Here is a 12897-nt window from a genome sequence, read left to right on the forward strand (position 1 = left end):
TTTCTGATATCATCTTTTTGAGTCATTGTGAGCATCCTCCAATTCCTCCCTTGTGGTTTTCATCTCACCTACAAGGGTAGTATTTTAATTCGGTGCCTGCAATGACCTTTGCAATACTGGGGAATTTATTGTTGCAAAAGTGGGGAATTTCTTCTGCAACTTTGTCCTATTTTATTTTGCAACAAACACTATGGTATTTTAAACGGGACATTAAAGACAGGTGTTGTAAGGGATAACAAAAAGTATATCGGTACAAAGCCCGGAATCAATATGATCATCTCTTATAAAAACAAACCCGTCGGTGTAATTTGCGTAAGCGGCAATCCGGATACGGTCGGTTCTTTTGCCACGTTGGTAAAAAGATCTTTAGAAGCCATGCTGGAATATGAAATGCAAATGAAAGAAGAAAGAATTAAGAAAAGCAAGACAGATCAGTTATTATATTACCTTCTATTTGATCAAAATGCCAATTATACAGTAGCCAAAGAACTGGCAGACAGCATAGGTTTCGATATAAAATTTTCAAGAATCTGCATCATAATTTCCTATGACAGGAATTATGAGCAGAAAAAAATTATTCAAGCCTTGACATCTGCAGAAGGTTATTCAAGCCAGGACATTATTACTGTTGCGCAGAATAATGATATCATTCTGATTAAGAGCCTTACTAAAAATTTTCCCAATGACATCAGAGAATACAAGTATGCAATTAAGGATTATATATCTAACTTTTATAAAATGATTCCCCGAGGTTATGACAGCGCCAAAATCGGGATTTTTGTAGGGAGTATACAAAAGTATATCTATAGATACCGTTTTTCATATATGCATGCTCAGGAGCTCAGTTTGTTTATAAAAGAAAAAAATGGATTGTTTTTTTTCAACGATTATATTCTGGACTACGTCAGAAACCTGGTCACGATAAAAACTTACGATGAAATCTATAGCTCTTATCGCGAACTATTTAATGAAGAGGAGCAAAAGCAAATAGCCGAATCCATAGGAATTCTTAACAGATACAATTACAATATAGTAAATAGTGCGAAGGCTTTATATATTCACAGGAATACCCTGTTGTACAGGTTAAATAAAATTAAAGAAGTTTTGAATGTCGACCCAATGTCGAATTTCTCAGACAGAGAATTTTTAAACGAATTAGCGTACTATTTCAAGCAATCCACCTCAAACAAGGTATAAGGAATATATGTTTAATATGGAAATCAGGATATCATGTAAAAGTTTTACGATTATTCCTGCATGATATCCTGACGAATTTGTAGCACTCTTCTAGTTTTTCATAAGCATTAATATAGAACACTATCTAATTGTTGTTCCTGCAATCTTTTCATAAAACTTTGCAATCGCACTATGATCTTCCATACCTAAGCCATCGGCATGAAGTGTCTGAAGCATCTCCATTACGGCAGCTGTAAGAGGTAGCGGCGCCCCTACGCCATGTCCGGTTGATATTGCATTATTCAAATCCTTAATATGCAGATCAATACGAAAGCCAGGTTTAAAATTCCTTTTCAGAATCATTGGGACCTTTGCATTCATCACGCTGCTTCCTGCAAGACCACCCTTGATTGCATCAAATACCACTTTTGGATCTACACCGGCCTTGACTGCCAGCATGAAAGCTTCCGAAACCGCTGCTATATTTAATGCCACAATTATCTGATTGGCAAGTTTCGTAGTATTTCCGGCACCTGCACTGCCACAATAAACCGCACTTGCTCCCATTACCATTAGCAAATCATATACCTTCTCAAATGTTTCTCTGTCACCTCCGACCATAATAGATAAAGTACCATCAATAGCTCTTGGCTCCCCTCCGCTAACCGGTGCATCAATATAAACAATTCCCTTTTTTTTACATGCCTTCTCAATTTCCTGTGCGGCAAGAGGCGCTATAGAACTCATATCAATAATAATGGTTCCTTTCCGCGCTTCCTCTAAAATACCACCATCACCGCAAACAACTTCTTTTACATTTGGAGAATTCGGCAGCATTGTTATAATGATTTGACATTGCTTTGCAATCTGTGCCCCATTTTCTCCTGATTTAGCCCCCATCTCAATTAATTCGGTCTCATTTTTTTTATTCCTATCACAAACTATAAGTTCATTATTAGCCTTGATAAGATTTTTTGCCATAGGCTTTCCCATTATACCCAAACCAATAAAACCAATTTTCATTGCTATTTCCTCCCTTATGCAACTCTTCAATAGAATAATCTTATAATTTTATTATAGATAGATACGAGACCCTTGAATATGTCTTCAATATACCAAAAAAGAATGAATATTTGTACCTTGTGCATATTCCGGGTGTATTGCCTGTAAAACGTAAAGCAAATTTTGCTGAACAATATAAAAAAGCGATCATGGTGCACGGATCGATCGCTTAAATTTACTTTTTATTTCCTTAAACTCATATGCTGATAATAAAAGCTTTGTAAATCTCAGCCTCATCCATGGAAATAATCATTTTGCCATCATAACTAACTGGTTTCTTACCTGATTCAGTCAGCTCTTCAATACTTTTTGGTGCGATTTCATTAAATGTGACATCTATATTGTTCAATTTAAATGGCTTGAAAAACGTCATCCCATTAAATGAAGTCAAGTTTATCAACTGCAGCATATAGGTAGAAGCATCACATTTTGCAAAAAACATTTCGACCATTTCCGGAGCATTTGTATTAAAAGCCCTTGGAATTGGTTTTGCTTTTGACATAATATCAAGCATAAGCCTTCTAAATTCACCATAACCATATTTATAATATAATGTACCTATTCCCCACGGGATATAGATATTCCCGCCATGCCCGAAAGAAGCCATCATCTCATCGGTATTCTTATGCCCAAAACAGCGTTCAGGCGGTCCAAACGCCGCTTTTTCTACTTTTGGAAGCATCCCTGTGACATCGCCGCCCAATGTCATCTTATAATAGAACCCGTCAAGAAATACCCACTGTTTATTTTGAAAGTCCGGGAAATCTGCTTTTGGTTCAGTACGAAAATAGGTTCCTCTCACATCCTTTATTGCATCGCTGAGTTCAACGCCGAATAACTCCTTAATCAAAACTCTGTTTTTCACAATAGAACCGCCTGAAGCAATTACACAAGCCGTAGTATTTTTAAGAGCTTCTCCTACGGCATACGAAATATCAGGCACATCAGGAAGAAAAACAAAATCATATTTATTAAATTCTTCAATATGTGCTTCCAATGCATTTGAATCCATGATGGTAAAGAGAATGTGTTCTTCCTTAAACATCCGGAATAATCCACGGTACTCCGCATTCAGGGATTTCCCATCATTACTGTAAACAAGCATAATCTTGGTTCTCTGATCAAAATGCCCATAGTACTCTTCATATTTTTTATGGAATCTGAACACTTTACGGACCGTTTCAAAATTTTCATAATCAGGATAATCCTCATCATCACCAATAATACACCAATCCAACCCCGAGCCGGCAGCTATATTTTCATACAGGCGAACCTGGTTCAGATATTTGGAAACGCCCATAAAACGATAAGGTAAATCCACCGCATTAATGGCACAGTTGGAAGATATCTTGTCATCATAACCTCCTTCAATCTGCCCCACATTATCAGAACTGCTATAAACCCAAAAGGGCAATGGCCTGTCAAGAGCCGAATTTGATTCGTTTCTGACAATATCAACGCCGTGGGTTGCATATGTACTGATGGCAATATCAGTTGATATGGCCTTCGTTACATTTCTAATTTTATCAAGCATTTCATTGACAGTAATCTTTTTAAACTCCAGATATTTTAAAAATGCCGGATCTTCCATGTCTTCTTTAGTTGGAAGTACTTCCCCATACATTTCATAAAAACGCTTCTTGCAGTTTTTACATTGACAAATGCCAATGTAATTTCCACTGTAATCATGGGTGACATATCCAAACATATTAAAGAAAATGCCATCCACCTGATACTTGCGGAGTACTTCTTCAATGATCTTCAACGATAGTTCCCTCTGATATTCACCATTGACACAGGTAGCCACTGTATCATGGTATCGGATAGGACTTCCGTCCTTCTTTCTGGAATACCAGTCGCTGTGTTTTTCATAAAAGCTTTCATGAGTTTTGCTGAAATCAAAACGTGCAATCACTCTTATATTATTGGCATGGCATTTTTCGACAACCTCCTTAAAAAAGTCTCCTTTCATATATGGACTCGGATACTGACATTCCAATTCAGTGGGATGAAATGCAGTAATACCACCGCAGCCAATTTCAAGAACATTTGCATCAAAACTTTTCAGCCATTCGATATGCTTGTCGATATCCATCATGGCATCAATATCCCGGATGTTATTCTGAATCATCCGCAGATTATTCTTTTCCCACCATTTCATCAGCATTATCTCCTTTGAATAATCTTTTATTTCAAATATTACATATTAATATCAGCATGTCGTTTCAATCAAAACCATATTCCAAATGGAAAGCTTCGAGAGAGTTGCCATAAGCCTATTGCCCTTTTTCGAAAATGCTACCGGCTCGTCCTATATGCAGCCTCGACTTTGTTTTTAATAACCCTTTGTATAATCTCTGATATTTAACATGTCCCCAATTTTGTTTTTGCAAAAGCACTCCAAATTGTGCATTACGATATTAGTAGAAAATTCATTCCAAAGGTCGCCGCCTCCCGCAGCATGAGGAGTAATAATCAGATTGTCCAAATCCCAGAACGGACTTTCCGGTGGCAGATATCCAAGCTTAAATTCATCCATAAATATATCTAGGGCACCGCCTGCAATTTTTTTATTTTTTAAATAATCATATAAAACAGGCTCATTAAAGATAACTGCCCTTGATATATTAATAATATAAGCTGTAGGTTTCATACATTTGAACTGTTCCTCATCTATTAAATTTACAGTCTTTTTTGTCGGGGGGAGCGTACAGACTATAAAGTCACTTTGCTTTAATAATTCATTTATATCCTTTGTTATATAAACCTTGTCGTAATACTCTGATGCTTTTCCGGTTGTATTCAACCCGAGTATTCTCATACCAAAAGCTCGTAATCTTTTTGCGGTTTCCGTTGCCACATCACCTGTCCCTAAAAATCCAACTGTCTTGCCGTATAAATTAAATACGCCCTTGTTACTCTTCCATACATGATTGAGCTGATTTCTTATAATACTGCTGCCTTTTCTGGCAATTGCAAGCATCAAAAAGATTATATGTTCCGATATCGGTACACCGGCAGTTCCACGTCCATTAGTAACAATAATTTTTCTCTTTTGGAGGTAAGATAGAGGTAATCTTTCAATACCTATGTGGGGACAATGTATCCATTTTAAACTACTACATTTCTCAAGGAAATCAACCTGAAGCGTCCTATGATTTGCAATAATGGCGTCAACGCTTGCAAGATCCTCACAATTAATTAAATCTTTCTCTGTGCCAAATAATATAATTTTACCCCCTAATCGCCCGATTTTTTTAATATTATCATCATTGAGCTTGAATGTTGAATATATTTTCATTTTACAGTACTCCTTTCATCAAACAATGATTTTGCATATCTAACATCTTCTGCTAATAATTTGTTTACTTCTGCCTGATTAGAATATTCATGAGTAAGAATAACAGCACCTTTATATTGCCTTTTCTTTAAATAGCCGGCAATTCTTGGCCATGATGCCAAACCTTGTTTACCAGTAGTAAAATAGCGATGCCATTTTGCCTCACTTTCCGGTCCGTTGGTACGCAGATAGAAAACATTTTTAAGATTTACCAGACACAGGTAAGGCCATATAATATCCAGCCCTTGTTCTACTTCTTCCCCCGCAAGAACACTTTGGGCAGAATCCCATATTGCACCTATGTACTTTGGGTCATAGTCCTTTAATAGCTGATAAAGTTCCATTGAATTTGAAATCATGGGACCATAATGATGCTGTATCCCAAGTTTTACATTATATTTTTCACATAAGGGAACAACTTTATCAATCCTTCTTTTTACTTCTTCAACAGCTGCATTATAGCCTTTTTTTAAATCAATCGGAGCCAAAGTCCTAATAATAGGAACACCGGCTTCTGCGCAGGCTTCAAATATATTCTCGTCTGTACTGCTTCCAATGCTTGTAACAGCAATTCCGTACTTTTTCATAACTGATACCAATTTCTTTAAGCCTTCTTTGGCACTTTCCGGCTCAATTTGATATCCTTTTCTTAAACAAAATTCAACTCCATTAAAACCCATTTTACTTAGCATATTACCGAGCTCGTCCAAAGATTGAGTTGTCCATGGCTTAGTAAAAACGCCAAATATAATTTCTTTCTTTTCCATAACATTGCCTCCTTAACTCTAATGAAATTTGCGATGTATTTATCCTTTGATTGATCCGGCTGTAATACCTTCAATAAGGTATCTTTGGAAAAAGATAAAAATAAGAAACAGCGGAACCAATGAAACAACAGACATTGCAAACATAGAACCCCATGAACTTCCACCAGAGGTATCAATAAACATCCTGAGTGCAATTGCAATTGTAAATTTGGGAACATCGCTCAGGTATAAAAGCTGACTGAAAAAATCATTCCAAGTCCAAAGAAATGTTAAAATACCCGTCGTCATAATCGCAGGAACTGATAATGGCAGTATTAGTTTTATAAATATCATTATCTCACTACAGCCATCAATTTTAGCTGCTTCACTTAGCTCTTTAGGCAGAGTACGCATATACTGAACTAGAAGGAAAATAAAAAATGCCTCCACACCAAAGAACTTAGGTACAATTAATGGTAAATATGTATTTATCCAGTGCAACTTATTGAATATAATATATCTTGGTATCAAGGTAACATGGGCCGGCAGCATAACTGTCAACATCATTAATGCAAACAAAGGCTTCTTTAGCGAAAACTCCAATTTTGAGAAGGCATATGCCGCCATAGTCGAGCTTAATATTGTTCCAATTACACACATGAAAACTACGAAAAAAGAGTTCAGATAAAAACGGCTGAAAGAGTAACCTGAAAATCCTTTCCAACCAATTATATAGTTTTCTAGTGTAAATATCTTTGGGAAGAAATTTTTCGTGGAAAAGATTTCCTCGCTCGGTTTAAATGAGCTGCTGAGCATCCAAAGCAAGGGATAGATCATAACAAATCCAACTAAAATTATAAATACATGTGTTAAAAATGTGCCTTTGAATAGTTTCCTCAACATATAGCCCTCCTACTCATCCTGATTATATACCCACTTATTGGATAATTTGAATTGAATCAAAGTCATTATTGCAATAATACCAAGCAAGAACCATGCCATAGCTGAAGCATAACCCATTTTAAAGAATGAAAAACCCTTTTGATACAAATACAAGGAAAATAACAGCGTACTGTCCATGGGGCCACCATTTCCTCCACTTATTATATATGCAGAGTTAAACGACTGGAATGCATTAATAAACTGCATGATCATATTGAAAAATATCATCGGCGTAATCATGGGAATAGTAATTTTAAAAAACCGCTGTCTCCTGCTCGCCCCGTCTATCATAGCGGATTCATACAACTCCATTGGTACTTGCTTCAATGCTGATAAAAATATCAGCATCGATGAACCAAATTCCCATACGTTGAGTAAAATAATTGTATATAATGCAGTGCTCGGAGTAGCAATCCAGTTAATACCTTGAATTCCAAACTTGCTTAACACAATGTTGAACAAGCCCTCTTTATTGAATATCTGCCTCCATAATATGGAAACTGCAACGCTGGAACCCAATAAGGATGGAATATAATAAACAGCTCTGTATATTTTCAAACCTCCGATTTTCCTGTTCAATAATACTGCTATAAATAGTGCGAATGCCAATTTGAGTGGCACTCCGATAAATACAAACTTAAAAGTTACAATCAAGCTTGTTTTAAATGCTCTATCATTAAACATGGCTTTATAATTTCCCAACCCTATAAATTTCGGAGGAGTCAGGATATTATAATCTGTAAATGATAGATACAATGATACAAAAATCGGAATGATTGTAAACACTAAAAGGCCAATTAGCCATGGCGAAAGGAAAAAATATCCTACCCAGTTCTTTTTGAACCATTTGACCATACATAAATAACCTCCTTTAAACTTGCAGATTATAATGCTGAGTTTTTTACAGAAAAAGATTACTCAATAAAATCTGTAAGAATTGACGACCTTATTGAGTAATCATCTCATTTTATATCATCAAACACATTAATTCTTTGAAAGAATATCTGTTGCCGCCTTCATAAAATCTGCTGCGCCCTTTTCAGGAGTTTCCTGATTAAAAGATACTGCAGTTGCAATTTTATTAAAGTTGGTGCTTATCTCATTGTATCCCTCCGGCGGATATGGTTCATAGCTGGCATTTTTAATCAATTGATTTTGTATAAAATCAACAGATTTCAATTCGGGTTTTGACAATAAACTTGAGATAGATTGCACAGCGGTTGTAGCTGCAGGAACACCTTGTTCAATTTTAAATGTTTTCTGTCCTTCTGTATCATTAATAAAGAAGTTAACAAGTTTAGCCGCAGCTTCCGGATGTTTAGACTTTGCATTTATAGTAAAGAATGCGCCACTTATGTATTCAGGATTTGGTTGACCCTGAATATGAGGGAATCTTACAATATTTATTTCTCCTTTATCTTTGACCTGATTCTGATATAAGCCTATCTGACTGGCCGGCACACCGGCAATTGCTACTTTGTTGGTAGCAAACATGCTCTGCTCCAATGGAAGATTGGCATATTCAGTAGTTGTTGCTCCGTCCGGGATTAACTTCTGATCCCTCAAATCCTTCCAAAATTTAAACCAACTAACTACCGCATCTTCAGTAAACCCTAATTTCCCATCATCTGTAAATAAATGTTGTCCATTAGCTCTTGCCCAAATACTGAAGTTATAAATATCATTGGAAAAGTCGGCACTTGCCCACATTTTGATTCCCTTTGAATCTGCTGCTGTTTTCACTTCTTTTAATTTTGTAACAAATTCATCCCATGTCCAGTCCATTTTAGGATAACTTATTCCCAATTTATCAAAAGTTGATGTGTTATAACCAACTCCTGTACCAGTAATTCCTTGGGGAATCATATAAAACTTCCCATTTACATATCCACTTTTTTGCACGGAATCTGGAATATTCTTTAAGTCAAGATATCCCTTATCTGCCAATAGCTTTAAATCATATAATGCGCCTCTTGCTGCATACTCGGCCGCATATCGCTGATGCATCCCGATTACATCTGGAGCATTTCCGCCTGCTATTTGCGTAGACAATTTGTCAAAGTATTGCCCCCATGTGCCAAAAGGTCTGTCCACTTTAATGTTTGGATTCTTGGCTTGAAATTCATCAATTACCTTGTTGTAGACTTCATTTCTTTTTGTATCACCCCACCAGGTCATTGAAATTTTTATCGGCTCATTATTTGCAGTATTTTTATTTGTTCCCTCTTGTTTTGTTTCATTGCTGCATCCAGTAAATGAAGATATTAAAAACAATATTGCTAAAACACAAACAACTTGTCTTTTCAACTTAGACATGATTCAAATCTCCTCTCTTTTTTAAATTAATTTAATTATGATAGATTTTTATTTGGTAAAGTTGCAAATATAAAATTTAAGCTCATATTAAAGAGTAACAATTATTCATTAGATTTTTACTCCTACAATTTTCTTATAATAATCATAATACTTAAATGATTCTCTTGATCTGCAGCAATTTAGAGTTAAAATCTATCTTTAATATCATATTACACGGAAACCGATAAATCCAATTTCTTTTTAGCAAAGACTTAACTTATATTTTTATTATAGATAGATATGAGACTTTTGAATATGTTTGAAATATACTAAAAAAAAATAAATATTTGTACTTTGTGCACATTCCGAAAACATTATTCCTATCGTGAGCTTTTCCCCAACGATCTGCATAACCTTTTCGTCTTTTATATATAGAAAACAATATTAAAACGGCAGGGAGGTAACTTCGATGCTTATCGAGAATTTAAACGATAGATACAGGGAAATGCTTTCAAAGCTTGTAGGTACATTAATAGGCAACGAAAGGGAAGCAGAAAAACTTTATAATGAAATAATTTCTTCAAAAAAACCAAACAATTTATATGATTAAATCGTTATAGTATTTGATGGCAATACGATAACCGGGGTGATGCTGTTTGGAGATTGATGAACTTTATAACAAATATGAGAATGCGCTTTTAAGATTTGCAAAGTCATTGACCGGGAATAGGGAAGAGTCGGAAGATCTGGTGCAGGAAACATTCCTGCGTGCCATGGCAAATTGTGCTCTTCTCTCCACTCTCACAGCATGTCAGGTCAAATCCTGGCTCTACAGAGTACTTAAGAATTGCCTCATAGATAAAAAAAGGAAACAAAAGTTTGAGATCCTTTCGGATCCCGGGGATGATACAAATAATTACTCTATAGAATCCGAAGTCGAACTCAGGATTATAAGCGGCGAAGCGCTTTCGGCACTATCGGCCAGGGATAGAGAAATTGTTTATAAAAAATACTGGATGGGAATGACCAGCAGGGAAATTGCCAGCTGCCTGTCCATACCTGATTCCACTGTACGGTATCGCATAAGCATGGCCATCAAACAACTAAAAAATAAATATATGTCCAAAAAGGACAAGGAGGTATAATATATGGGTAAAAAAATAAGCAATATAGGCGTTCTGGATTTGACTTCTACAACGGAAGAAAATATCAACCAGATTGAAAGTATTGAAAACGTGGGAGCTCTTGTATATAGCAGCAGTACTGCGACCCTGGCCACCAAGATTCCCATAACAAATCTTGGCATGTCTGATGAGATTCCTGAAAACTGCAAAATTATACAAGGTCAAATCGAGCTGAATAAAAATTATTTTGAAAATATCAAGGAACCTATTGCAATGTATATAAGCGGACAGATTATTATAAAGCCTGATGTTACAGCGGATAATATCGAAAAGGGTATCGGCTTTTTAGATGTTAATGGCCAGTTAATATGCCCCGAAAAACTTGCGGGGATACTTCAGTCAAAATGTAAAAATATTAACGGAAAGGTATTGACGTATGACAGCAGTTATTCTGTAAACATAGGTAAAATAAGCATTAATGATTCATTCCTTCAGTCAATTAATGATTCATCTTCACTGGCTTTAATCGGAAAGGTGAATTTTATAGATGACATCGATACTGCTTTATTTGAAAAAAAGGTAAGCAATATCGACATCGTAGGCGCCGTATCAATTAAAGAGGAATATCTTAACATGTTCAACAAAAAAATGCATATCAGGGATGGCTGCCATGTCGAAACCATACCTTTAGGATACACCTATATAGGAGAAGATCTCCACTTGAACTCCATATCCATAAAGAGATTTAAAAATGCACGGCTTTATATATCGGGCATGCTGGAGTTTGACAGAGACATTACAGGTGAAATGCTTAAAGGGCGCATCGATAGTATAAAGGCAAAGGATATAATCGTATGCAGTAGGGATCTTACAGAGGCAGTGTTTGACCTGTGCAAAGACGTTACCACAATTATCGCGGACTACAGCGGAAAGGCCTGTGTAATTGACGGTGAACACCGCCTGACCCAGTCCGAACTCAAGTATGCCAAGGAGGATATAACTTATATAGTACAGGGCAGTCTTACGATAGATAAGGATATAACCCCTGATTTATTTCTCCAGAAGGTGGAACATATAGACAATCTCGGAGAAATAATTTGCAGCAGCGAAATGTACGGATTGGTGCAGAGTAAACTTCGCATCTCCTCAGGAGAGATCAGCGACGGCACCCAAAATGATGAAGATTCAAATATAGGTTATTTGAAACTGTAAAGTAAATATACTGATACTAAGCAAAAGATGCTTCTCGATTCACATAATATAAATTTTTCATAAGGATAGCAGGCAAACGGCAACAGGGAGCGGCGATAACTCCCTGTTGCCGTTTGCCAGACATAGGGGGACGGTTAACAATTGTTTTGGACATAGGGGGACGGTTAACAATTGTTTTGAATTTAGCGAATACTTGAAAAAATTATTAACCGTCCCTCATGCCTCATGCATTTTTGAGAACATATATTTTCATTAGTACCTTTTGTACTGAACGCGTACTCCATAAACCATAAAACAACACTGCACCAAGCAGATTTAAAATCACATCATCTATATCGCAGATTCCAGAACGGGTAAACAGTTGTACTATTTCAACACTAATCAAAATGGTTAACATGGTAATTAAAAATTTCTTGAATTTATGCAAGCTCTGAAATATACAGGGAAGCAAAACCCCCATGGGGGCAAATATTAATATATTGCCCAAAAGATTTTCTATGATTATTGATTTATTTATAGAATCACTGATAAAGGCCCGTATGTATTTTCCTATAGTTTTGAAAGGGATTAAATTTATACTCCACTTAAAGTATCGTGCAGCACCTATTGCATCTACAGCGGCAAAATGGCGCATGCCATTGTAAAATAGTGCATTTGCCAATATAATAATATAAAAAGCAAACATAATTAATATTGATATCCTCGCCGTTTTCAATCGTTCATCAATTCCGCTCATAGTGGGTATGAGTATAAAAGCTGCTATAACTATCGGCATGCAAACACATATAGCACTAAAAATCAAATCTGATGCACTAAAAATCGAGTTGCCTTTAAATATTATAAAACCGATGAATAGAGCAAATAATATACCTCCACTGTAAAAAATCCCCGCGATAATCTTTCTTGCCAAATGATTTTTTTCCATAATCCTCACTCACTTTCAGCAGTATAATCTTGAGTTCTTTTATAAATAATAAATGTCTCAAGTTAAAGCCACATT

General features: G+C 36.0%; 12 protein-coding genes. 4 read left to right on the top strand and 8 right to left on the bottom strand.

What is annotated here, in order from left to right:
• Positions 1 to 108: 108 nt before the first annotated feature.
• Positions 109 to 1197 carry a sugar diacid recognition domain-containing protein gene (locus tag QME45_05310; GenBank protein ID MDI6618080.1) on the top strand — a complete coding sequence of 363 codons (1089 nt, stop codon included), beginning with the start codon at positions 109 to 111 and terminating at the stop codon, positions 1195 to 1197.
• 120 nt (positions 1198 to 1317) lie between these two features.
• Here QME45_05310 and garR read toward each other — a convergent pair whose 3' ends face one another.
• The 7 genes from garR to QME45_05345 all read right to left on the bottom strand — a co-directional run bounded on the left by garR (position 1318) and on the right by QME45_05345 (position 9582).
• Positions 1318 to 2205 carry a 2-hydroxy-3-oxopropionate reductase gene (gene garR, locus QME45_05315; GenBank protein ID MDI6618081.1) on the bottom strand — a complete coding sequence of 296 codons (888 nt, stop codon included), beginning with the start codon at positions 2203 to 2205 and terminating at the stop codon, positions 1318 to 1320.
• A 229-nt stretch (positions 2206 to 2434) separates the two neighbouring features.
• Complete coding sequence (locus QME45_05320) at positions 2435 to 4399, bottom strand: family 10 glycosylhydrolase (GenBank protein ID MDI6618082.1); 1965 nt, start codon at positions 4397 to 4399, stop codon at positions 2435 to 2437.
• 174 nt (positions 4400 to 4573) lie between these two features.
• Positions 4574 to 5539: a D-2-hydroxyacid dehydrogenase gene (locus QME45_05325; protein ID MDI6618083.1), complete on the bottom strand. Its 966-nt coding sequence runs from the start codon at positions 5537 to 5539 to the stop codon at positions 4574 to 4576.
• The gene (locus tag QME45_05330) at positions 5536 to 6345 is read right to left on the bottom strand and encodes a sugar phosphate isomerase/epimerase family protein (protein ID MDI6618084.1); all 810 of its coding nucleotides are present in this window, start codon (positions 6343 to 6345) and stop codon (positions 5536 to 5538) included. The genes QME45_05325 and QME45_05330 overlap by 4 nt, the downstream gene beginning before the upstream one ends.
• A 39-nt stretch (positions 6346 to 6384) precedes the next feature.
• Complete coding sequence (locus QME45_05335; protein ID MDI6618085.1) at positions 6385 to 7227, bottom strand: carbohydrate ABC transporter permease; 843 nt, start codon at positions 7225 to 7227, stop codon at positions 6385 to 6387.
• Between the two features lie 9 nt (positions 7228 to 7236).
• Positions 7237 to 8121 carry a sugar ABC transporter permease gene (locus QME45_05340; GenBank protein MDI6618086.1) on the bottom strand — a complete coding sequence of 295 codons (885 nt, stop codon included), beginning with the start codon at positions 8119 to 8121 and terminating at the stop codon, positions 7237 to 7239.
• Positions 8122 to 8250: 129 nt separating this feature from the next.
• Positions 8251 to 9582 carry a sugar ABC transporter substrate-binding protein gene (locus QME45_05345; GenBank protein ID MDI6618087.1) on the bottom strand — a complete coding sequence of 444 codons (1332 nt, stop codon included), beginning with the start codon at positions 9580 to 9582 and terminating at the stop codon, positions 8251 to 8253.
• A gap of 448 nt (positions 9583 to 10030) precedes the next feature.
• Here QME45_05345 and QME45_05350 point away from each other — a divergent pair, with 448 nt between their 5' ends.
• From QME45_05350 to QME45_05360, 3 genes are read left to right on the top strand one after another with little or no spacing between them, the layout of a single operon-like run.
• Positions 10031 to 10171 carry a hypothetical protein gene (locus QME45_05350; protein ID MDI6618088.1) on the top strand — a complete coding sequence of 47 codons (141 nt, stop codon included), beginning with the start codon at positions 10031 to 10033 and terminating at the stop codon, positions 10169 to 10171.
• Between the two features lie 46 nt (positions 10172 to 10217).
• Positions 10218 to 10706 carry an RNA polymerase sigma factor gene (locus QME45_05355; GenBank protein MDI6618089.1) on the top strand — a complete coding sequence of 163 codons (489 nt, stop codon included), beginning with the start codon at positions 10218 to 10220 and terminating at the stop codon, positions 10704 to 10706.
• Between the two features lie 3 nt (positions 10707 to 10709).
• Positions 10710 to 11897: a hypothetical protein gene (locus QME45_05360; GenBank protein ID MDI6618090.1), complete on the top strand. Its 1188-nt coding sequence runs from the start codon at positions 10710 to 10712 to the stop codon at positions 11895 to 11897.
• A gap of 223 nt (positions 11898 to 12120) precedes the next feature.
• Here QME45_05360 and QME45_05365 read toward each other — a convergent pair whose 3' ends face one another.
• Positions 12121 to 12822 (bottom strand): VanZ family protein, encoded by a 702-nt coding sequence (locus tag QME45_05365; protein MDI6618091.1) that lies wholly within the window; start codon positions 12820 to 12822, stop codon positions 12121 to 12123.
• Positions 12823 to 12897: the final 75 nt, after the last annotated feature.

This window comes from Clostridiales bacterium (genome assembly GCA_030016385.1).
Classification (GTDB): Bacteria; Bacillota; Clostridia; order Clostridiales; family Oxobacteraceae; genus JASEJN01.